The sequence below is a fragment of the Chitinophaga sp. S165 genome, assembly GCF_003182155.1.
Taxonomy (GTDB): Bacteria; Bacteroidota; Bacteroidia; order Chitinophagales; family Chitinophagaceae; genus Chitinophaga.
Map to the genome: position 1 here is coordinate 469,855 of NZ_QGTG01000002.1, position 23,516 is coordinate 493,370.

Genomic DNA, 23,516 nt, shown 5'->3' on the forward strand with positions numbered 1-23,516 from the left:
CAGTTTAATGATGGTTGAAGGAAATCACTTGAATATTAGACGTGGAACTGTTCCTTGATATTTTCAGTCACTACACGGCCGTCGAACAGATTTACTACACGATGAGCAAAACCGGCATCGTAAGGACTGTGTGTTACCATGATCATGGTGGTGCCTGCTTCGTTCAGTTCCTGTAGTAACTTCATTACTTCTTCCCCGTTAGTGGAATCCAGGTTACCGGTAGGCTCATCCGCCAGGATCATCTTAGGATTAGCAACTACTGCACGGGCAATAGCCACACGCTGCTGCTGACCACCGGATAATTGTTGCGGGAAGTGATTACGACGGTGCATGATGTTCATGCGCTCCAGTACTTTCTCTACTTTTTCCTTTCTTTCACTGGCAGGTACTTTCAGATATAACAAAGGCAGTTCTACATTCTCGAATACAGTCAGTTCGTCTATGAGGTTGAAACTCTGGAATACGAAACCGATAGAACCTTTTCTGAGCTGTGCACGCTGACGCTCACTCATTTTGGCCACCTCATGGTCCCAGAAATGATATTCGCCGCCGCTAGGGTTATCGAGCAGCCCCAGGATGTTCAGTAAGGTAGACTTGCCACAACCTGAGGGGCCCATGATGGCAACAAATTCACCATCTTTCACTTCCATATTGATTCCATTCAATGCAGAAGTTTCTATTTCTTCTGTTGTAAAGATCTTTTGCAGATTGACTGTACGTATCATCGACTTCGGTTTAATAATTTTTAAAGAACGTATAATTATTCGCTTCTCAATAATCCGGTGGGATTAGCACTGGCAGTACGGAAGCATTGTAAAGCAATCAGAATATAGGTTAAGCTGAAGGTAATAACACCTGCAATGATAAACGGTGTTGCACTCATACTCGTACGGTAAGCATAATTGTCCAGCCAGTGATCGGCTACGACCCAGGCCACCGGCCATGCAATAAGATTAGCAATTAATATAACTGATGTATATTCTTTCAGGAACAGGTAAATAATGTTATGGGTATCAGCACCCAATACTTTCCTTACCCCGATTTCTTTCGTACGGCGGTTAAGACTGAACGCAACCACACCGGCAGCACCCAGCAGGATGATAACAAAGTTTAATCCGGTAGCTACATTAGCGGCTTGCTTCAGACGGGTTTCGCTTGTGTACATTGCCTGGAATTTATCATCCATAAAGAAATAATCAAAAGGAGAATCCGGGAAACGGGCCTTCCACACCTTCTCAATTCCTGCCACAGCCTTTCCGATATCAGCAGTCTCCAGTTTAATACTGAGGAAGCGGTAGTTCATAGTGGTATTCTGAGAAAAGAACACCATTGGAGCTATCTTCTGCTGCATATTGTTGAAGTGAAAATCTTTGACAATACCTTTCACTCTAAGACGGCCCTGGCCGTTGGCAATATCAACCTCCTGACCTACGCCTTCCTTCAGACGCAGGGCCTTTGCGGCCGATTCGTTCAGGACTACATCAGAGGGATTGTCCTGATCCGTAAAGAATGCTCCTGCGATCACCTTCATGCCAAAGGTAGCTGCATAATTACCGTCTGTTACCAATGTTGGTACGGTCACCGGGGTATTACCGTCGCTTCCGGGAGGTATTAATTGTACCTCTCCTCCATTCATGCCATCAGGGACTTCGTAAGAAACCGTAGCGATCTTTACGCCTGTGCTTCGCATCATTTCATCTCTTACCAGCTCTATGCGTTTCAGACCGGCGGCGTCCCACTGGCGGGGCACTGAGGAGATAACCAACAGTTGCTCCTTGTTGTAACCTAATTCTTTTTTGAAAAAATAGTTGATCTGCCTGCTGATGTATAAAGTACAAACAAACACCAGCACCGCGAGAGAGAACTGCACAACGAGCGAGCCCTTTCTGAACAACAATTCTCCTTTGCCTACGGAGATCTTGCCTTTCAGTACTTTCAGCAGGTGACTGGCTGTGAGTATGAAAGCCGGATAAATACCGGCAATCAGACCAACAACTGCAATCAGCAATACGTAAAACAATACCATCATTCCGGAGAAAGACCATACATGGGGCAACGTTTTGTTCAGTAACTGTCCGAAGAAAGGACGGAGCAGTTCAAAAAAAGCAATGGAAAGAAAGGCCGCGATAAAAGTAAGTACCAAAGATTCTGCAAGGAATTGTGCGATGAGCTGTTGACGTTTACCGCCAAATACTTTCCGCAATCCAATCTCCTTCAATCTGTATACAGAGGTGCCTACACTGATGTTCACATAATTGATCACTGCCATCAGCAATACGAAGAAGGCTATGATAGCGAGTATGTAACTCATTTTCCTTACCAGCCCGTTATTTGTATCCAGGTAGAAAGTATCCAGCCCCACCAGCTTGACGCTTATGTTGTCCCTGATTTGCTGATCACAGTTTATGGTAACCAGCTTTTGGATAGGGACAGCCAGTTGTTCCGGCTTTACACCAGGTTGCAACTGTATATAAGAAGCCATGCTTATACTATTCCAGTTTTTGTCCGCATCTGGTCCAAGAAAGTAGTCTACACTTTGCATGGGAAGCAGGACATCCGTTTTATAACCGTTAATTGTTGTTACTGTATTCTCCCGGCTTTCATTCTTCAACACTCCGGTGATAGCATAATTCTTCTTGCCATCCCTGCGGGTATCGAGTGTCAGCACTTCATCAAGGACGTCTGTTCTGCCGAAAAACTTCATGGCTGTTTCCTCGGTGATGACGATAGAATTATTATCACGGAAGGCATTCGCTGGGTCTCCCTGCAACAGTGGCAATCCGTAAGCACTTATCACCGTCGTATCGCCCGGTTGCAGTTCGAGGCGGAAATGCCGGTCCTTATGAGAAGCGTTGGCTGTACATGGAAAGGTCCTGTAATAATTAGCCACCAGCGTGGGATACTGCTCCTTTAATGCTTTAGCCAACGGTGCAGGTGTGATCAGTGGCATGTACATATTGTCGTCCTTCCAGGCTGACTGCAAAAAGTATTGCTGCTGCAGATCTTTCAGATTACCGTTCACCTGTTTCTCTTCCCAGATGTATACTGCTATCAGGAGTGAAAAGGTGATGCCAATAGCAAGTCCGGCAATGTTGATGAAAGAAAATAGTTTCCGTTTAGCGAGATGCCTTAATGCGATAGTGATGTACATGCCTATCATGCTGCATATTGATTTTCAGGTGAGCGTTCATGGCGCGACCTCTGCCAGCTTGCAGAGGTAGGCGCCGGAACTAAAACAACTGTTACTGCCAGATTAAAATACTAAAACCTCTTTGTCCCCGAAATTTTCATACGAAGAGGTAATTACCTGCTCGCCCTCCTGCAATCCTTCCAGCACTTCGAAATACTGCGGGTTTTTCTGTCCGAGGGATATGTTACGTTTCACAGCTCTTTTGCCTCCCTTATCTACTACATATACCCAGTTACCACCGGTATCAGAGAAGAACCCTCCTGCAGGCAGCAATAAAGCTGACGAAGACTTGCCCAGCTCCAGGCGGATAGGAGAGGATTGTCCGCGACGTATACCATCAGGAGTTTCCTGTTCGAATTTCATGTCCACATTAAAGCGGCCGTTCTTTACTTCGGGATACACTTTAATGATAGACAACGGATAATTCTTATTGTTGAATTCAAAATTGGCTTTTAGTCCGGGGAATACCCTGGAAATATAGTGCTCGTCCACTTCAGCACGCATCTTAAACCCATTCAGATCATCGATCTGGCCGATGTTCTGTCCGGCGGTGATGCTTCCGCCTATTTCTGCGTCCACAGAAGACAACTGTCCGTCGATAGGTGCTTTCAGCACGAGATTGGAGAGGTTATCCTTCATCATTTGCAGGTTGCGCTGGGTACGGGCGATGGTTGATTCGAGACGTTCTATCTGTATCCTGGCGTTATCTTCCTGGAAACGCTGGCTTTCTACTTCGATCTGCCTTTGTTTCACAAGGCGCTCATAATCAATCTTATTCTTATTAAACTCCTGGCGGGAGACGATCTTCTCTTCTACAAGCTGTTTGGTACGGTCGTACAGGTCTTTCGCCTGTTCGATCTGATAATCCAGACTGGCCAGTTCTTTCTCCATCGTGAAACGGTTCTGTTTCAGCGTCTGCCTTGTATTCTGCAATTCATTGATCAGGCGGTAGATCTCTGTTTCGTGATTCACGAACTCCATCATCAGATTTTGGTTCTCGAGGCGCAGGATGCTATCTCCTCTTTTTACCATGCTACCACCTTCCAGGTATTTCTGACTTACATAACCACCCACAATGGCATCCAGACGGATGGTCTTCAGTGGCAATACAACTGCTGTAACGGCTATATATTGATCAAAGGTGCCCTTTGTAACGGTAGACACGGTGATTTTATCCTTCTCGACATTCAGTTTCGAGCGGTGATCAGCAAATATCAGATTATACAGAAGTAACAACGCCACAATGGCTCCTCCGCTGATAAGGGAGATCCTCTTCTTTGACCAGTACTTCTTTTCTATTTTCTTGTCCATAAGGTATACTACTTTCCTGACCAGTTAAGACAACCGGCATGCCAAAGCGGGAAACTCAATACCACAAAGGGATTCCGGCAGCAACATCCGTTTTTATCGTCCTGTAGCGCACACGTGACGTCCATTTCCGGACAATTTCCCGTGAGTCGTGTACAGACCTGAGGAAAACCGAAATCTTTTTATAATATTGCCAGTGGCCGCATCCGCTCCGGCTGTCATTCCACCCCGCTTGTCGGGAACACTGTTTGCGGAATCATTTGCAGAAAAACAGATAAGAACTTATTATGACTACACCGTTGCCCGGTAAAATCCTTATAGTAGATGATGACATGGACGTACTCAGGGCCGCCCGGCTTTTATTGAAACGTCATTTTGAACAGGTAGATTTCGAACGTAATCCTCAGAAGATACCATACCTGGTGTCCAATTTTGAGTATGATGTGATCCTGCTGGACATGAACTTCACCCGCGACCTGAGTAGCGGCAAGGAGGGATTTGAGTGGCTGGACCGCATTCTGGACATCCGTCCGGATGTAGCGGTAGTGCTCTTTACAGCATACGGGGATGTTGAAATGGCCGTACGGGCCATCAAAGCCGGCGCTGCCGACTTTGTGCTCAAGCCCTGGGAGAATGAGAAGTTACTGGCTACCATGCAAACCGCCTATAGCAAGAAACACGGTAACAAGGATAAAAGCTCCGCAGCACCGGCAGCACCACAATCTGACGTACATATTATAGGCAGCAGCCCTGCCATGTTACAGGTGCTCGACACCGTGAACAGGGTAGCTGCTACAGATGCGAACGTGCTGATACTGGGAGAGAACGGGACGGGCAAGGACCTGTTAGCCAGACATATTCATCAGCTGTCACAGAGAACTAAACAGCCCTTTGTAAGTGTCGATCTGGGCGCCATCAGTGAGTCCTTGTTTGAAAGCGAGCTGTTTGGCCATGTCAAAGGCGCTTTCACAGACGCCAGGGAAGACCGCAGCGGTCGCTTTGAAGAGGCAAACGGAGGCACTATTTTCCTGGACGAGCTGGGGAACATTTCCCTACCCCTGCAGGCAAAACTACTGACCGTTTTACAGAGCAGGGCCGTTACCAAGGTAGGAAGCAATAAGTCCATACCGATCGACGTCCGCTTAGTTACTGCAACGAACAGAAATATACAACGCATGGCTGCCGAGTATCAATTCCGGCAGGACCTTCTTTACCGTATCAATACGATAGAGATCCAACTACCGCCGTTGAGGGAACGTCTGGAAGATATTATTCCATTGGCAGAATACTTCCTGCAACTATACTCAGCAAAATATAAACGCTCGGTCAATTCCCTGCATGAGTCACTGGTACAACAGCTACGCCAGTATGAATGGCCGGGCAATATCCGGGAACTGCAGCATGCTATGGAAAGAGCCGTGATCCTTTCCCAGGGAAAGACGCTCATGCCTAAAGATGTATTTGTGAAAAATCCGGTACAGGACCAGACCCTCAACACAGGTTATAACCTCGAGGAAATGGAACGCAACATCATTACCCAGGCTATGAAAAAGTGTAACGGCAACATCACTGAAGCTGCGAAGGAGTTGGGTTTAAGCAGGGCAGCCCTTTACAGAAGACTGGAGAAATACAACATATAGCTTTTTAAGATGAATAGGTTCAGTGTCAATATATTACTGCGTATCATTCTACTTACCCTCAGTACTATCACGACTGTATGGGTATGGACGGCGCTGGGCGCCTTTCCGGGTGTGACCATGGGCATTCTGATATGTATGCAGATATATGGCATGTACTATTACATCAACCGGGTGAACCGGAAACTGACCTTATTCCTGGAGTCTATCCGGTATGAAGATTTTTCTATCCGTTTCAGCGCTGACAATAAGCTGGGCAAGAGCTTCCAGGCACTGAACCATCAGTTCAATGAAGTACTGGAAGCCTTCAGGCAAACCAGGGCGGAAAAGGAGGCAAATCTGAAGTATATCGATACCATTGTACAACATATCAGTATTGGTGTACTATCGTTTGACGTGGAAGGACGTATAGAGCTGATCAACCCGGCAGCATTCCGTTTGCTGGGCATCTACCGGTTAAGGAATATTTCAGAACTGAAGAATACCCATCCGTCCCTGCCGGAGTACCTGATGGAAATAAAGTCGGGCAGTAAACTGCTGTACCGCACCCGGCAGGAGCAGCAATTGTCCATTCATGCGGCCAGTGTGCGGTTACAAGGCAGGCTGGTGAAGCTTATATCCATCCAGAATATCCATGCCGAGCTGCAACAAAAAGAGCTGGAAGCCTGGCAGAACCTGACTAAGATATTACGTCATGAGATCATGAACTCGGTGACGCCAATCGTCTCTCTTATCAGCACCATGCAGGATATTGTAGAACAGGACATATCACCAGAAGCCGCACAGAAAGAGGCTATTGCCGACCTTCAGGAGGCACTGGAAACGATCAAGAGCCGGAGCAGGGGTATCATGAACTTCGTAAATGCGTACCGTGATTATACTACGCTACCCAAGCCGCAATTTACCCATGTTAACGTCAAAGAGCTATTAACGGGCGTAAGTAGCCTGTTGTTGCCTGAAATGAAACAGGCAGGTATCTATTATCACTATGAGATCGAATCAGTAAGTACGGAGATACATGCAGACGTTGCGCAGCTGCAAATGGTACTGATCAATCTTATAAAAAATGCCATGGACGCGCTGGAACAAACACAAACACCGTCCATACAGGTAAAAGCAAGCATGAACAACCCAAACCAGGTGCATATAGAGATCACCGACAACGGGCCTGGTATAGACGCTGATGCTATGAATAAAATCTTCATCCCCTTTTATACTACGAAGAAGAAAGGCAGTGGCATTGGATTAAGCCTGTCACAACAGATCATACAGTCCCACGGCGGCCAGTTGAAAGTAAGCCGTTCCGGCAATAACGGCACCACCTTTTCAGTACTGCTACCAGTTGCCTAAATCTATTTAGACAAAGAAATCGTACTTTAATGCATTAATGAAAATCTATGCGCAAAGGAAGTTCCTTTAACTTACTGTACGCTATCATGTTAGCCGTTCACTTATCAGCTATCTTCTTCCACCTGGACATTCTTTCCTACGTTTCCAAGTTTTTTCTGCCTTTTATATTGGCAGCTCATTTTATTACAGGCACAGAAGGGGTACCTGCTATATTCCGTGTATCAATGTTGGCAGCATTGTTCTTTTCAGGCTTTGGCGACATGTTCCTGTTGTTCTCAGAACAAAGTTCGCTCTTCTTTACCTGTGGCCTGGTCACTTTCATGTTTTCACTCGTATCCTATATCGGTTTCTTCCTGAAGATCAGGTATACGAATTACCCGCTTCCGCTATGCCAGTGGCCCTTTATTCTAGGAATGGCTGCAGGCATGATCACATTCATTTTCTTCATGCTGCCTTATCTCGGCGGAATGATGCTACCAGTACTGCTCTTTGCAGTCACGGCATATATCATGTTACAGTCGGTAAAACATGCCGTCAGGCTCAAAGATCAGCCGTCAGGCTGGTATGCCCTGGCAGGGGCATGTGTCTATATACTTTCCTGTGCTATTATTGCCATTCACTATTTCTATCAACCCCTGGAGCTGGGCACGTTCTTCATCATGCTAACCTACGGGATAGCACAGTGGGGACTGGTAACCGGAGGGCTCCGCTATCTCCAGATGCGCCGGGGCTATGCCGTCCAGTGAATGGGAACGAATTAAACCGTACATTTGGTGTTCGCTTGAGTACTTATGCAACAGACAGATTTCTTAGTGATTGGTTCTGGTATTGCCGGACTTACTTATGCTCTTAAGGTAGCTGCAGCATGTCCTGATAAAAAAATTACCATTATCACGAAAACACGTGAGGACGAGACCAATACAAAATACGCACAGGGTGGAGTAGCCGTAGTGAATGATCTTGAGAATGACAGCTTCGAGAAGCACATTGAAGATACGCTGATTGCCGGCGATGGCTTATGCAATGAGCAGATAGTAGAGATAGTCGTAAAGGAAGGGCCGGAGCGTGTCAACGAGATCATAGAATGGGGTGCCAACTTTGATAAGAATGCCGATGGTGATTTCTCTCTCGGTAAAGAAGGCGGCCATTCTGAATTCAGGGTGATCCACTATAAGGACGTTACCGGGAAAGAAATTGAGCGCGCCCTGCTGGATGCGGTACATAAAAATCCAAATATAGAACTCGTCACCCACTGCTTTGTAGTGGACCTCATTACCCAGCACCATTTAGGCTACCTTGTTACTAAAGCCACTCCCGACATTGAGTGTTACGGTGTATATGTACTGAACCTCCTCACTAATCAGATCGAGAAGATCCTCAGCCGTATTACAGTATTAGCTACAGGTGGCAATGGCCAGGTGTATCGCAGTACAACCAATCCAATCATCGCCACCGGCGATGGTGTAGCAATGGTATACCGTGCCAAAGGCAGAATAGAGAACATGGAGTTCATCCAGTTCCATCCAACAGCTTTGTATCAGCCGGGTGTGAACAACGCCTTCCTGATAACTGAAGCAGTGCGCGGCGATGGTGGCATCCTTCGTAATATCCATGGTGAAGATTTCATGCATAAATATGATCCGCGTCTTTCCCTGGCGCCGCGCGATATTGTAGCAAGGGCTATAGACAGTGAAATGAAGATCACCGGTACAGAGTATGTATATCTTGATTGCCGTCACATGGACATCGAGAAGTTCACACATCACTTTCCGAACATTTATGATAAGTGCCTTTCTGTAGGTATAGACGTACATAAAGACATGATACCGGTTGCGCCTGCAGCACATTACAGTTGCGGTGGTATTAAGGTCAATGAATTCGGCCGTACATCCATCAATAACCTGTATGCCTGTGGAGAATGTTCAAGTACAGGTCTGCACGGCGCTAACAGGCTTGCGTCTAACTCATTGCTGGAAGCAATGGTATTCGCACATCGCTGCTTCGTAGATGGCGTGGAAAGAATTGAGTATACTGCTCACAATGTTGATGTACCTGATTGGAATGCAGGGGGTACTACAGCGCCAAAAGAGATGATCCTGATCACGCAGAGCCTTAAGGAGCTGAAGCAGATCATGAGCGACTATCTGGGCATTGTGCGTACCAACGAACGTATGCAACGCGCTATCCGGAGGCTTGACATTCTGCATGAAGAAACTGAATTATTATATGAAAGAACTGAGGTATCCCCACAACTGTGTGAATTAAGAAACCTGATCACCGTTGGTTACCTCATCGTAAAAGGCGCCGCCTTCCGTAAGGAAAGCCGCGGATTACATTTTAATACTGACTATCCTGATAAGAGCACCCTGGTACAGAATATTGTGTTATAGAAATTGATGACATGTATTATTTGTTACTGGTATTTATGTACGGCATTTCAATATTGCCGTTATGGTTATTATATCGCATAAGTGATGTTTTATACCTGATCATTTATTACATTGTTGGTTACCGCAAGTCAGTAGTATTCGACAATCTGCGTCAGGCATTTCCGGAGAAGACTCCCAAAGAGATCACCCGGCTGGCGAAGAAATACTATCTCAATCTCACAGATATGATGGTGGAAACCATCAAACTGCTGACCATGCGCCCTAAAGAATTGCAGCGTCGTTTTACGTGCGATCTCTCTGTCCTCCATCAGCTATATGCACAAGGCAAGAGCTGCCAGATGCATCTGGGCCATAATTTCAACTGGGAATGGGCGAACCTCTTCTGCATGCAGGGCGTAAAATTTCCATTTCTTGTAGTCTATATGCCGCTGACCAATAAAGCGGGCGACCGTATGTTCCGGCACTTCCGTGAAAAGTCGGGCAGCATATTACTGCCTGCGAATGACATTAAGGAGGCTATGCAGCCGTGGATCAATAAACAATATCTTATTGCGCTGGTGGCAGACCAGAACCCTGGTAATCCACGGCGTAGTTACTGGTACCCTTTCCTGAACAGGATGACAGCTTTCTATAAAGGGCCTGAAATGACCGCCAGAAGAAGTGATATTCCTGTAGTATTTGTGGACATCCGGAAAACCAAGAGAGGGTATTATCATGCCACGCTCAAACTGGCATTTGAAGAGCCATCTGCTGTACCTGAAGGAACAGTTACCGAATCGTTTGTAAAATACCTGGAGCAGAATATCCGTGAACAACCCCAAGTATGGGTATGGAGTCACAGAAGGTGGAAACATGAATACAGAGGGGAACAAACAAGCTGAATTGACCGGCAACATGCTGGTCAATTCAGCTGATCAATCTATTTCGTAGCAGTACTGTCTTTCATCATAGATGTGTCAGTAGCTGCTGGTGGGGGTGGCGGAGGAACTGCGGCCTGCACCATAATATTATTTGTAACGGCTTTTACCCCGCTTACGCCTTTAACTGCATCTTCTGCAGCCATTTTAGACGCATCGTCAGGTACTTCACCACTGAGGGTTACCACTCCTTCTTTCACTTCAGCACTGACACCCGGAGTAGCCGTCAGTTTCTCATTAACGGATTGCTGAACATTTGTGTCACTAGGCTGACAAGCAAATAAGCATACGGCCAGGAACATCATTCCAGCCATCAGGAAAGTTCTACATTTCATGGTTAAAAGTTTAACATTTTAAAACAAATAACATGCTAGACTGCAGGATTGTTCTGTCGCAAACTACTGTTAATCAACCATTATCCGCAAACCCGGGATACAATGTCATACCGCCATCCACAAAAAGTGTAGTTCCTGTTACATAATCGCTTTCATCGCTGGCCAGCCACACCGCTGCTTTTGCTACATCTTCAGGCACTCCCACCCTACCATATGGGATCAATTCCAATAGCTTTTTCTCGTCTTCCGGGGTATCCCAGGCATCTTCGTTAATACGGGTTTTAATAGCACCGGGCGCCAGACTGTTTACCCTTATTTTATGCGGGGCCAGCTCCTGTGCCATAGACTGCATCAACAGTTTCACGCCACCTTTGCTGGCAGCATAGTTTACATGGCCTGCCCATGGTATTACCTCATGCACACTACTCATACAGATGATCTTACCGGCAGCTTTTGAACGTCCTTCCACTACTCCCCGTCGCTTAAACTCCCGGGCGGCTTCCCTTGCGCAAAGGAACTGACCTGTAAGATTGGTATCGATCACCTTATTCCATTGTTCAAGGGTCATATCCAGCAGTGAGGCATCCTGTTGGATGCCAGCATTGGCCACCACTATATCGACCGTACCAAAGCGGGAAATTATTTCCGCAAACATGGCTTTCACCTCCTCTTCCTTGCTGATGTCACATTGCTGCACAAAACCATCGCTACCAGCAGCTTTGATCTTTTCCAGTACTTCTTCTGCAGCCTTCCGGCTCTTGTCGCTGTGATGGTTCACTATCACTTTGGCGCCGGCTTCACCGAAGGCCCTGGCTATAGCGGCACCTATACCGCTGCTGCTGCCGGTAACAAGTGCAATTTGTCCGTCTAAAAGTTTGCCCATTACATGGTTTTCCAATAAAGGGTCAAAAAGCATACCTGCAAAAACAAAAAGGTCCCGCAGACATACTGCGGGACCTTTCATTTTCAATATCTTAATATTAGTTTAATACGTTCTTTTCTTGAACAACCTTCAAGCCTTCCTGATTTTTCATAGCATTAAAACCACCTTCCACATTACGCAGGTTGTGAATACCTTCCCGTTTCATCATAGAACAGGCAATAATGCTGCGGTAACCACCCTGACAATGTACATACAGATTGTGATTATCGTCAAAATCAGCCAGATTTCCGGGGTCTGTCATATCACTGAGCGTGATATTCATCGCACCTTCGATATGGCCGTCTGCATACTCTGCAGGCTTGCGCACGTCCACAATTACCAGGTTATGATCATGCGGAAGATCCATTGCCAGTTCATCTGGTTCAACTGTGATGATCAGGTCACGTTCTTCTCCTGCATCTATCCAGGCCTCATAACCACCTTCCAGGTAACCGGCAACATGGTCAAACCCAACACGGGCAAGACGTACTATGGTTTCTTCTTCTTTACCGGGACTGGTCACTAATATGATCTCTTCACCGAATGGCAACAGGCTGCCTGCCCATTCAGCAAAACGTCCTTCGAGGCCGATACTGAGGGAACCTGGTACAAATCCTTCAGCAAATTCCGCTGCCGGACGCGTATCAAGGATCAGGACCTCGTTCTTCATTTTCTCTTTGAATTCTGCGATGGATAATGGACGGTTGCTCTTTTCCATTACTGCCTGTAATGCATCATATCCTTCTTTATTGATACGGGCATTAATGGGGAAATAGGAAGGAGGCGTATTAAGGCCTGAAGTTACTTCTTTGATGAATTCCTCTTTATCGGTAGCCTTCAATGCATAGTTTGTACTCTTTTCATCACCGAGTGTGCTGTAGGTGTGAGGCCCCAGATTTTTACCACAGGAAGAGCCTGGGCCGTGTGCAGGATATACGATCACATTATCGGGCAGTACTTTGATCTTGTTATTCAGAGAATCATACAGGTATCCGGCCAGTTCTTCTTTGGTAAGATTACCACTGAACAGGTCAGGACGGCCAACGTCTCCAACAAAAAGTGTATCGCCGGTAAATACGCTATGAGGCTGCCCTGCTTCATCAGTTAACAGGTAGCAGGTAGATTCAAGTGTATGACCGGGTGTATGTAATACTTCCAGGGTAAGTTTACCAATAGTGAATTTCTCCCCGTCTTTAGCGAGATATATCGGAAAGTTGGTAACAGCTTCCGGTCCGTAAACGATAGGAGCATTGGTAGCAGCAGCTAGGTCAAGGTGTCCCGAGACAAAATCTGCGTGAAAGTGGGTTTCGAAAATATACTTTATTGTAGCGTTACGCTCTTTAGCCAGATCAAGGTAAGCATCTATATCCCTTAAAGGATCTATCACAACAGCTTCTCCCCCGGACTCAATAAAGTAGGCAGCTTCTGATAAGCAATTAGTATAAAGTTGCTTGACGAACATGGTTTTTGATTTCTGCAAATTTACGGATTTATCCGCGGAGGAACATCTGACAAAAAGGCCATATGTATATGGCACAAAATTGTGTCCCGTTATTTGCATAACCGGTATAAAACCTAATGCTTTGTTGCATGTCGCGGTGACATACAAATGCATTTAAAAAATCAGAGCCTAACTAAAAGTTCTTTTACTTACTCTTAGTTAGGCTCAAATATTTTTTGTACTCTGTTCGACCAGTACTCCAAAACCAGATTAGCCTACCAGCTCCTCTACGAATTTGGCAACTTCAGCTATACGTTGTTTGTTGATCGTATAGTGAATGAATTTACCATCTCTCTCTGTAATCACAATGCCGGCACGGCGCAGAATAGCCAGATGCTGTGAAGCTACTGACTGCTCGAGACGCAGCTTAACGTAGATTTCAGTTACTGTCATTTTTTTGTGATCTTCCAGCAACTTAATCATTTGCTGGCGCAACTTATGGTTTATCGCACGCAAAACCATAGCTGCCTTCTTAACGGCAATGTAATCCAATTTAATTTGGTCTTTTTCATTGGTACCTCTAGAAATAATAAGAGTATTAGAAGAGGTCGTTAATAATGTTTTTTCCATCGCATAATAGTTTTAAAAAATGATGAAATGAAAGGGATCAACGGACAGTAAACCCATAACTTGTTAGAAAACAATAACCGGGTATCGATTTATACAAAAATATAATATTAGTCGTAATAAAAAAAACTTCTATACCTTATTTTTTAATATATGGATGCCGTTTACTTGCCAAATAAACATAATTTGACATTTCCATGACACAAATTAACGTAAGTGTAGGGATTACGCTTCTTGATAAGACATAAAAAGCCTGTTATCATGGAAATGAAGGTCATTTTTTACATTACAAATGACCTATTTCTTCATTGTAGAGTGGAAAGGTTTGAGGTAAAAGGGACTGAAATAAGCTACATCTTCGAATGCTTTCCGTTCATAAGCTGCAGTAGCCAGCGGCACCATATCCGCAGCATTTAATATATAAGGAACAAACAAGGCGTTTACATGTGGCGACATCAATTGCTGCCATTTATCACTGCCATTACCAAAGAAATAAGTCTTCTTTTTTGCTATTTGTTGGCTGAAAGCATCTGCTGTGAGTATTAACGCATGCGGGGCTACTGTAATATTCAGAGAAGCGTCATATACAGCAGTATATACTTCCATTCTGCGAGCATCCAGCATAGGGCAATACAAGGCATCAGCGTCTCTCACTTCAGATAATACGCCTTGCGCCATCATCTGTAATGTGGATACTGCTATCAATGGTTTTTCCCAGGTATAGCACAGACCTTTTGCAGTCGCCACACCTACACGTAATCCGGTATACGAACCCGGGCCCGCACTAACGGCAATAGCATCAAGGTCTTTCGGTGTTACCTGCTGCTGACGCATGATCTCCTGAATAAACAATACCATACTGGCAGCATGGTCTTGTTGTTTATCATTCACTAATGTCTGTAAAGGCTGCCCATCTTTTGAAAGGCAAACAGAACCAACTGAAGTAGCAGTATCGATATGCAGTATTAAAGACAATGTATACAGTTTAATTATTTCACGGCGGTTACGTCTATACCCGCTTCCTGTGCCAATAAAGTACTTATTTTATATCGTTCGTTGCCCGTCGCATTATACACAGCATTTAGCACGCCATATACTTGTCTGACGCCAATCTCTTCACACCATTCGAAGGGCCCTTTAGGATAGTTTGTTCCCAGCCGCATTGCGATGTTGATATCATCTCTGGATGCAGTACCTTCTTCAGCAGCCATGTATGCTTCGTTAATGATCATACATATTACTCTGGGCGTAACTAATCCTACCCGGTCTTCCACTATTTCATATTTCCAGCCTAATTCATTCATAATATGCACCAGCTGGAGCTTCTGTTCTTCTTCTATTACTGAAACTTCTGTAACAGGCATGGCCACAAATCCTGGCAACCAGTTACAGCCGATCAGGTTAAAACCCTGTTCAAATGCGTAATTATTCATCACATCAGCGAGTGATGTTTTTACAATTGACGCCAGAACCGGCACCTGCGGATATTTTGCATAAATACCGGCCCGCTCCAAATGTTCATCAAAATCCAGGTCAATGACCAGCCCGAAATCTTCCAGCGTCGCTATACGTTCTGCCGTAGTAACCTGCTGCACCCGGTGCCCACTTAAACCACCCTTTTGAAGGAAAGCAGCATAAAGTGGCTCCATTCCTATAACGAGGATATTCATGTGCAAAATTTTCGCAAACCTATTAATTAATAACTAATAATAAGACCCTATTTTTACGCCCATGGAAAAACATATCATCAACACAAAGAATGCACCTGCCCCTATCGGTCCTTACAATCAGGCCATACAGTCAGGTAAGCTGCTGTTTGTATCCGGGCAAATAGCACTGAATCCGGACACCAACCAACTGGTACTGGATGATATCAAAACCGAAACGCACCAGGTGATGAAAAACCTGAAAGGTATTCTCTCTGAGGCGGGCATGGACTTCGATAATGTACTGAAGACGACCATCTTCATTATGAATATGAATGACTTCGCACAGATCAACGAAGTATACGGTTCTTATTTCTCCGGCGACTATCCTGCCCGTGAAACCGTTCAGGTGGCTGGCTTGCCTAAGGGTGTGAATGTTGAGATCTCCGTGATCGCCAGCAAATAATTTAAAAGGCAGATAGCCTATATAAAGGCTATCTGTCTCTATATATTCAGCAGGCAGCTATTTTGCGCCAAATAACGTAGCCGCCAGTCGTGCGTCATGCCCATACACATCATCCCTGAAATTCAGCCTGCCGTTGCTGTCCACGAAAGCTGTAAAATATCCGATATACACCGGAACCTTCTCTTTCAGGCTGATGAACTTTTCTTTACTCCCATTCATCGCAGTTACTATCTTCTGTTGCGTCCAGGTGGAATCTTTACGTAACAACCATTCCGCCAGATGCTGTGGTTCTGATACACGTATACAGCCATGACTGAAGGTACGCTTGTTTTCGCCGAATAATCCTTTGGAAGGCGTGTCATGCAGGTAAATATTGTACTCATTCGGGAAGAGGAACTTTACTTTACCCAGCGCATTCTTTCCGCCAGGCTTCTGCCGTATGATATAAGGGAAGTTCCCTCCGGAATATTTAGCCCAGTTCAATGAACCAGCATTTACAGGACCACCGCTACCAGTTACTACTTCCATATTCTGACGGGTCAGGTAACCCGGGTTCCGCTTCATGGCAGGTAATACCTCATTTACCAGGATGCCTGGAGGCACGTTCCAATAAGGGCTGAATACCACATACTTCATTTCATTGCTGAAAATAACAGTATTGGCACCCGGTTTCCCCACTACTACGTTACAACTCCAGTCCAGTTTATTATTATCGTACACGTATAATTTAAAAGCGGGAATATTTACCAGCAGATATTCAGCCGGCGCATCCGCTGGCATCCAGCGGATGCGTTCCATGTTGATCAGGATCTGCTGGATACGTTTGTGTGGCGATACGTTCAGTGTATTCAGCAATGCAGGCTGAATGGTGCCGTCGGTCTTAAGCCCCATCCTATCCTGATAGTTGCGTATAGCCGTATCGAGTAAGGGTGTGAAGAATTGTGAAGTATCAGCAGCAGTAAGATCGCCCAGTATATGCAGGCGCTGTTTCACCTTTGCAACGATGCTGTCACTATCGCCTTGTTTATATAGTCTACGGGATGCTTTCAGCGAATCCCATGGCGCCTTCTCCAGTACTGCCAGTTTCTTCAGCTGATCCCTTAATAATTTATATTGCCTGTTCACTGGTTCCTCAAAAGCGTTAGCTGGTTTATTGACCATAGAGTCCAGCAGGCTTTGCATATCTATTTTCTTGCGGGGAATGAACCATTCCAGTGATTTGGCGCTATCGGAAGTCAGCCCGCTCCAAACCTTATTACCATAGGCAAAGAACTGGGCGGTAAGCAGCAGTTCTGCCCTGGGTATGGCTTTATCTCCCCTCCGAAACATCTCTCCTTCCATCAGCAGTGTATCATAGAGTTCACGCAGCGGTTTACTGATGATGGAGCTATCATTTAACCCATAATCAGCGTCTGCTTTCATCATATTGATAAAGTTACCCGCCTGTTCGGTGAGCTGTCCGTCGTTACCAATCCATGCATAGTGAAAATCCCGTTGCCTGTAAAAGTCTCTGATATAGTCTGCATAGGCTGTATCTCCTTGCAGGAAGCCGTTTACGAGATTGCTGTCCAATTTAAGGTCAATATATTCCTGTTGAGTATAATGGCTGGTATCTCTGTCCCGGCCTTTTCTTTTTTTGCGGCCTTCGCCACAGGAGGAAAGCAGTACTGTCGCTGACAATAGGAAATAACACGTGTAACGCAAAGACATAAACGCGATGGAGTTTTAATGATCTGTTAGATTGTCCCCTGGCGGGTGGCTCATTTCATAGAACAACAGCCGTACCCGTAAAATGTTTGACGCCACAAATGTAAAACGCTTAACACAATATTGTGTTAAGCGTTTTAGATAAAGCAGTTAGGATGGAATTATAATTTGATTTCTTCTTCGTTGGCGTCAAAGAAACGATATTCTGTAAGATGGTAGTTGGAGTCAGCTTTGATCTTGACCCATTTCTTGTATTGGAAGTACCATTTCCACCGGCGGGAGGTAAGGAATCCTTTAGCCAGATAGGCATAAAATATAGGGTGTACCCTGATGGTAAGACCTTTATGCTGATGATTGATCAGGTATTGCAGGTTCTTCTCGATCTCGTCAATGATCAATACGGAAGCGCCTATTTTACCGGTACCATGACAGGTAGGGCAATCTTCTGCAACGGAGATAGTGACTTCGGGTTTCACACGTTGGCGGGTGATCTGCATCAGGCCGAACTTAGAAATAGGCAGGATGGTATGTTTAGCCCTATCCTGCGACATGAATTTCTCCATGGCTTCGTAAACTACTTTCTTATTCTCCGGCAACTTCATATCAATGAAGTCGATGATGATGATACCGCCCAGGTCACGCAGGCGTAACTGGCGGGCTATTTCTGCTGCAGCTTCCAGGTTGGATGCGAGGGCATTCTGTTCCTGGTTATTGCTGGAGCTTTTATATCCACTGTTGACGTCTATGACATGTAATGCTTCTGTGGCCTCTATGATAAGATATACACCGCTGTCCAGGTTGACTGTCTTCCCGAAGGAAGCTTTTACCTGACGGGTCACGCCATAGTGGTCGAAAATAGGAGCTCCGTTGTGATAATGTTGAACGATGTCCTGTTTTTCAGGGGCTATTTTCTGAATATAGGCCCTGGTATCAGTGAACATGTTCCTGTCATTGATCACGATGCGGTTAAAGCTCTCGTTAAGAAGGTCACGTAATATGCTGGTTGTCTTAGCCTGTTCACTCAGGATCTTCTGCGGAGGCTGTGCCGCACGCAGATTAGCCTGGATATTTTTCCAGGTTTCGACCAGAGTGGTCAGGTCCTCATGCAGTTCTGCCGTTTTCTTTCCTTCGGCCGCCGTACGGACGATAACACCGAAATTGGGTGTTTTGATCGCCTCTACAATCTTCTGCAATCTCTTTCTCTCTTCGGAAGAATGTATCTTTTTAGATACAGCAACAATGTCATTAAAGGGTGTTAACACGATAAACCTTCCGGGTAGAGAAATCTCGCAACTAAGACGGGGACCTTTGGAGGAAATAGGTTCTTTCAGAATCTGCACCAGGATATTGGGCTTTCCGCCCAGCACGTCTGTGATTTTGCCGGTCTTTACGATTTCCGGCTCATTCTTAAACTTTGTAAAATCAAACCCCTCGGGGGTTTTATCTGAAATAGCCTGCTGGGTAAATTTTAGTATAGAACGTATATATGGGCTAAGATCTGTGTAATGTAAGAAGGCATCTTTTTCAAATCCTACATCCACAAAAGCCGCATTAAGGCCGGGAATTAACTTCTTGACCCGCCCCAGGTATAAATCCCCTACAGAAAAGTTAGGATTGCCGCTTTCGTGATGCAATTCCACCAATTTCTTGTCTTCCAGCAACGCTATTTCCACACCGGTAGGTGCCGCATTTATAATAAGTTCCTTGTTCAAGCGTCCAAAATTTTAACCATTATAACTTCACCTTGAGTTATGCACGGCTATTTAACAACAGCTTACTGCATACCAGATTACAGCTGGCGAAACGCCAGCATACGTGATGATGGATTGCTTAAGGGTTTAGCGATCAGCAGGTAATATCCGGAATTCTAAGCGGGATTTGTGGAAAAACCTGCATGACTCCAGCAATTTAATAATAATCGCTAAAATCATGCAGGATATATAAAAATTTTTGTCCGATCACCGCGCCGCAAATAAAACCTGGTTAGTATAAATGGCGGGAAACAGGAGAAAATTATTTCTTATTCTTCTTATGCCGGTTCTTTCTCAGTCTTTTTTTACGTTTGTGAGTTGCTATCTTATGTCTTTTTCTTTTCTTACCGCAAGGCATACGCTAATAAGTTTTTAAATGTTTAAAAAATGAATATTATTTAATACTCTTGATATAATTATCTATTTCAGCCTTTAGTGAGGGATCCTGTAACAGTGTCTTACATTTTTCCAGCAATTCAACTGCTTTTTTCACATCACCTTTGCCGCGATAAGCTTCTGCTAATACAAATACAGCTTTAGCCTCGTCAGGATGCTTCTGTGTAAACGTCTCCATCCTTTCTATGGCTTTATCAAACTGGTTTGACTGAATAGCAAGATTTGCCAATGTGATCTGAGCTTCTGCATTATCAGGATTGGCTGCTACCACATCCCTGAGTTTCTGGACACCTACCATAGGCTCTGTATTCATATACAGGAGTGCCTGTTTTATTTTAAGGGAATCATTACCCGGACTAAGCGTGATAGCTTTATCCAGCAGGCCGATGGCCTGTTTGGTTTCCCAATTCATTACAGCAGGGTCCTCTGCGTGTTCCAGATGTTCTAAAAATAAATTGGCTGCAAAGGTGAGGCTTTTTTCGGAATTTTCCAACTTGGCGGATTCGCCAAGATAATACGCAGCTATGGGCGCTTGGTTCAAGCTATCCCAGGAGGCATATAATTGTTTGTAAGCGGCTATCTGCTGGTTCTTAACATCGCCACGGCCTATGCTCTCAAGGCGGGCAATATAGATTAATTTTTCAGCTGGGACTTTTTGCTTGGCCGTAGCCAGCAACTCGTCGAAGGCAATAGTTTTTCCCTCCTGACCCTCATGCATATGAGTGGCAGTTGGCATCGCTTTTTTATCCGAATGAGGTACGGTGCGGCCAAACGCTACCAATACAACAAGTATTGTCGCTGCGGCACCGACCAGGAGAATCTGTGATTTTTGCACGCCTTAAATATTAGGCTGCAAAATTACGAACTTTTAAGCTTCTTTACTTCTGCAACGAATTCTTTCGAAGGCTTAAAGGCTGGAATGAAATGTTCCGGAATCTCAACGGCAACGTTTTTCTTGATGTTACGGCCAATTTTAGCAGCTCTCTTTTTCGTAATGAAGCTACCAAAGCCCCTGATATAGATATGCTCGCCATTAGCCAACGCTTCCTTGACCTCCTTAAACATGGCTTCTAGTGTTACTAACACATCTACTTTAGGTATGCCGGTTTTTTCAGCAATATTGTTAATTAAGTCAGCTTTTCTCATAATTGAAGCGAAGGATTACTTGTCCCAAAATTATTTATTTTTTTTTAATTGCTGAATTTTAAGCAAATAAATTTTATCTTTTTTTCTTATACCAGTGTTTTATATAATATATCTGCTTGTAAATCACTTAGTAATACGCACTAAACTCTAATAACGGGCAACCGGAAAAAGAGAGGGACTCCATGCTCTAACCCAGTACAAGTACACTTTCCATTAGGGTAATCACAATATTTCACTAAACCACTCATTAACGAATATACAAAAAATAATATTCATTTAGCCTTTTTTTTCTTGACTTAATGGAAAAAGATCTATCCAGATCAGGCATTAACAAATAAAAGGTCTTTGCTTATTATAACGCGTTTTCCGGCATATTCGTCTATTGCTCAACAAGTTCTGTTCAAATTCACTGCAAAACGGCTACAGCTGAATATTATAAAAAATAAATCTAATGCAATGCCGGTGTTTTTCCAACAGAATTGGTCCACATTTTTACGAATCCGGATTATTCGGTACCACCACCCTTCCGCCACCTTGTCCCCCTTTCCCTCCATCCCATTATATTTGCAGAAATGAAGCAATTTTTTACGAACGCTCTCCTGGAATGGAACAAGCATGAGAACACCCGCTCCATGCCATGGAAAGGTGAGAAAGACCCCTACCGGATATGGCTGTCTGAAATTATTCTCCAACAAACACGTGTGGAACAGGGATGGGCCTATTATGAGCAGTTCATACTCAATTACCCGACCGTAAAGGACCTGGCGGCGGCGCCGGAAGAAGCAGTGTTCCGCCTCTGGCAAGGTCTGGGTTATTATGCCCGCTGTAAAAACATGCTGGCTGCTGCCAAACAGATCGTGTCGGGATACCATGGGCATTTCCCTAACACATACGATACAATACAATCGCTCAAAGGCATTGGCCCCTATACGGCTGCCGCCATTGCCTCTTTTGCGTTCAATCTGCCCCATGCCGTCCTGGATGGTAACGTATTCCGCGTGCTGTCCCGTTTCTTTGATATAGACACTCCTATAGACAGTACGGCGGGCAAAAAGCAATTCTCAGCACTCGCGCAGGAACTGTTGCCTCATGGCGAGTCGGCTTCGTATAACCAGTCTATTATGGACTTTGGTGCTGTTGTATGCAAACCTCAACAACCCGCCTGCAGTACCTGTCCCCTTTCAGGGAAATGTAAGGCATACCATCTGGGACTTACCGGCCTGCTGCCTGTTAAGTCTAAAAAGCTGGTTATTAAAAAGCGGTACTTCCATTATATTGTATTACAGTATAAAGACCTCGTTTACATCCGTAAACGTACGGAAAGCGACATCTGGCAGAACCTACACGAGTTCATTCTGATTGAAACTTCAAGGCCGGAAGACCTGACAGCGTTACAATCTACAGCCGCCTTTAAAGATATAATGAAAGATATACGTTACAACATGGATGCGGCTTCCGGGACATTCAAGCAGCAGCTTACACATCAAACCATTTACAGCCAGTTCCACATGCTATCAGTTAGTAAAAAGCCTGAAATCCCCGGCTACACCGCCGTTCCAAGAGATCAACTAAATCGCTATGCCTTTCCTAAAACCATTACAGACTTCCTCAACAACAGGGAACTTACCCTATTCTGATACGAAAAGTTACTGTGTACCAACAGCGCTCAACTTGCTGCGGCAAGGTATTTGAGCTAAAAACTATATGGTAAAATTTTCACTGTCGATTTGAAAAAAACATTAACTTTAGAAAGGTTGTTCATTTATAAGAAGCGTATATTTTCAATAGTTTAAAATCAATAGATTAAAACCTGCAACAATGAGAGGTGTTAATAAAGTAATCCTGATTGGCAACTTGGGTAGAGATCCAGATGTACAGTTTTTAGAAGGTAATATTGCTGTAGCCAAGTTCTCCCTGGCGACGACAGAAACATTCAAGGACAGGGCTGGCAAACTTATCTCCCAAACAGAATGGCATACAGTAGTATTATGGCGCGGACTGGCTGAACTGGCCCAAAAGTATCTTCACAAAGGAAGTCTTGTTTATATTGAAGGACGCCTCCGTACCCGCAGCTGGGAAGACAAAGAGGGAAATAAGAAATTTGCCACTGAGGTAGTGGGCGACAACCTCGTTATGCTGGACAAACGCATGGACATGAACAACTCCGAACATGCCATACATCATAGCAATACAGGCAGCAACACTGGTGACAATTTCCCCAATATGGAAATCCCCCCCCAATTAAACGATACAGCGGACGATCTTCCTTTTTAACTATCCAATTAAA

General features: G+C 44.8%; 21 protein-coding genes. 8 read left to right on the forward strand and 13 right to left on the reverse strand.

Annotation, left to right across the window (positions count from 1 at the left end; genetic code table 11):
• Positions 1-35: 35 nt before the first annotated feature.
• The 3 genes from C7475_RS10050 to C7475_RS10060 form a co-directional block, all read right to left on the reverse strand.
• Positions 36-725, reverse strand: a complete 690-nt coding sequence (locus tag C7475_RS10050) for an ABC transporter ATP-binding protein (RefSeq protein ID WP_110053230.1) — start codon at positions 723-725, stop codon at positions 36-38.
• A 35-nt stretch (positions 726-760) separates the two neighbouring features.
• Entirely contained in the window at positions 761-3,160 is a 2,400-nt protein-coding gene (locus tag C7475_RS10055) for an ABC transporter permease (protein ID WP_110053231.1), read from the reverse strand.
• Between the two features lie 93 nt (positions 3,161-3,253).
• Positions 3,254-4,501, reverse strand: a complete 1,248-nt coding sequence (locus C7475_RS10060; protein ID WP_110053232.1) for an efflux RND transporter periplasmic adaptor subunit — start codon at positions 4,499-4,501, stop codon at positions 3,254-3,256.
• Between the two features lie 284 nt (positions 4,502-4,785).
• Here C7475_RS10060 and C7475_RS10065 point away from each other — a divergent pair, with 284 nt between their 5' ends.
• The 5 genes from C7475_RS10065 to C7475_RS10085 are packed head-to-tail and all read left to right on the forward strand — an operon-like array spanning position 4,786 to position 10,756.
• Entirely contained in the window at positions 4,786-6,138 is a 1,353-nt protein-coding gene (locus tag C7475_RS10065) for a sigma-54 dependent transcriptional regulator (protein ID WP_110053233.1), read from the forward strand.
• A gap of 9 nt (positions 6,139-6,147) precedes the next feature.
• The gene (locus C7475_RS10070) at positions 6,148-7,485 is read left to right on the forward strand and encodes a PAS domain-containing sensor histidine kinase (RefSeq protein ID WP_110053234.1); all 1,338 of its coding nucleotides are present in this window, start codon (positions 6,148-6,150) and stop codon (positions 7,483-7,485) included.
• Positions 7,486-7,532: 47 nt separating this feature from the next.
• Complete coding sequence (locus C7475_RS10075) at positions 7,533-8,231, forward strand: lysoplasmalogenase (RefSeq protein WP_110053235.1); 699 nt, start codon at positions 7,533-7,535, stop codon at positions 8,229-8,231.
• Positions 8,232-8,276: 45 nt separating this feature from the next.
• On the forward strand, positions 8,277-9,875 hold the full coding sequence (gene nadB, locus C7475_RS10080) for an L-aspartate oxidase (protein WP_110053236.1): 1,599 nt from the start codon (positions 8,277-8,279) through the stop codon (positions 9,873-9,875).
• An 11-nt stretch (positions 9,876-9,886) separates the two neighbouring features.
• On the forward strand, positions 9,887-10,756 hold the full coding sequence (locus tag C7475_RS10085; RefSeq protein ID WP_110053237.1) for a lysophospholipid acyltransferase family protein: 870 nt from the start codon (positions 9,887-9,889) through the stop codon (positions 10,754-10,756).
• Between the two features lie 38 nt (positions 10,757-10,794).
• Here C7475_RS10085 and C7475_RS10090 read toward each other — a convergent pair whose 3' ends face one another.
• From C7475_RS10090 to C7475_RS10115, 6 genes are all read right to left on the reverse strand, one after another.
• On the reverse strand, positions 10,795-11,127 hold the full coding sequence (locus C7475_RS10090) for a BON domain-containing protein (RefSeq protein WP_110053238.1): 333 nt from the start codon (positions 11,125-11,127) through the stop codon (positions 10,795-10,797).
• 73 nt (positions 11,128-11,200) lie between these two features.
• Complete coding sequence (locus tag C7475_RS10095; RefSeq protein ID WP_233259814.1) at positions 11,201-12,091, reverse strand: SDR family oxidoreductase; 891 nt, start codon at positions 12,089-12,091, stop codon at positions 11,201-11,203.
• Between the two features lie 16 nt (positions 12,092-12,107).
• A complete protein-coding gene (locus C7475_RS10100) occupies positions 12,108-13,529 on the reverse strand; it encodes a rhodanese-like domain-containing protein (protein WP_370445417.1) in 1,422 nt (473 codons plus the stop codon).
• 231 nt (positions 13,530-13,760) lie between these two features.
• On the reverse strand, positions 13,761-14,120 hold the full coding sequence (locus tag C7475_RS10105) for a helix-turn-helix transcriptional regulator (RefSeq protein WP_012788619.1): 360 nt from the start codon (positions 14,118-14,120) through the stop codon (positions 13,761-13,763).
• A 294-nt stretch (positions 14,121-14,414) separates the two neighbouring features.
• A complete protein-coding gene (gene tsaB, locus C7475_RS10110; RefSeq protein ID WP_158286474.1) occupies positions 14,415-15,092 on the reverse strand; it encodes a tRNA (adenosine(37)-N6)-threonylcarbamoyltransferase complex dimerization subunit type 1 TsaB in 678 nt (225 codons plus the stop codon).
• A gap of 14 nt (positions 15,093-15,106) precedes the next feature.
• On the reverse strand, positions 15,107-15,787 hold the full coding sequence (locus tag C7475_RS10115; RefSeq protein ID WP_110053240.1) for a 3-hydroxyacyl-CoA dehydrogenase family protein: 681 nt from the start codon (positions 15,785-15,787) through the stop codon (positions 15,107-15,109).
• Between the two features lie 61 nt (positions 15,788-15,848).
• On the opposite strand from C7475_RS10115, the gene C7475_RS10120 reads away from it, so the two are divergent.
• A complete protein-coding gene (locus C7475_RS10120) occupies positions 15,849-16,229 on the forward strand; it encodes a RidA family protein (RefSeq protein ID WP_110053241.1) in 381 nt (126 codons plus the stop codon).
• Positions 16,230-16,286: 57 nt separating this feature from the next.
• Here C7475_RS10120 and C7475_RS10125 read toward each other — a convergent pair whose 3' ends face one another.
• The 4 genes from C7475_RS10125 to C7475_RS10140 form a co-directional block, all read right to left on the reverse strand.
• On the reverse strand, positions 16,287-17,939 hold the full coding sequence (locus tag C7475_RS10125) for a murein L,D-transpeptidase (protein WP_110053242.1): 1,653 nt from the start codon (positions 17,937-17,939) through the stop codon (positions 16,287-16,289).
• Between the two features lie 158 nt (positions 17,940-18,097).
• Positions 18,098-19,648, reverse strand: a complete 1,551-nt coding sequence (locus C7475_RS10130; protein ID WP_110053243.1) for an Rne/Rng family ribonuclease — start codon at positions 19,646-19,648, stop codon at positions 18,098-18,100.
• Between the two features lie 433 nt (positions 19,649-20,081).
• The gene (locus C7475_RS10135; RefSeq protein WP_110053244.1) at positions 20,082-20,918 is read right to left on the reverse strand and encodes a lipopolysaccharide assembly protein LapB; all 837 of its coding nucleotides are present in this window, start codon (positions 20,916-20,918) and stop codon (positions 20,082-20,084) included.
• A gap of 23 nt (positions 20,919-20,941) precedes the next feature.
• Entirely contained in the window at positions 20,942-21,229 is a 288-nt protein-coding gene (locus C7475_RS10140) for an HU family DNA-binding protein (protein WP_073084475.1), read from the reverse strand.
• Positions 21,230-21,801: 572 nt separating this feature from the next.
• On the opposite strand from C7475_RS10140, the gene mutY reads away from it, so the two are divergent.
• A complete protein-coding gene (gene mutY / locus C7475_RS10145) occupies positions 21,802-22,866 on the forward strand; it encodes an A/G-specific adenine glycosylase (RefSeq protein ID WP_110053245.1) in 1,065 nt (354 codons plus the stop codon).
• A 181-nt stretch (positions 22,867-23,047) separates the two neighbouring features.
• Positions 23,048-23,503 carry a single-stranded DNA-binding protein gene (locus tag C7475_RS10150; RefSeq protein ID WP_110053246.1) on the forward strand — a complete coding sequence of 152 codons (456 nt, stop codon included), beginning with the start codon at positions 23,048-23,050 and terminating at the stop codon, positions 23,501-23,503.
• The last annotated feature ends 13 nt before the right edge of the window (positions 23,504-23,516 follow it).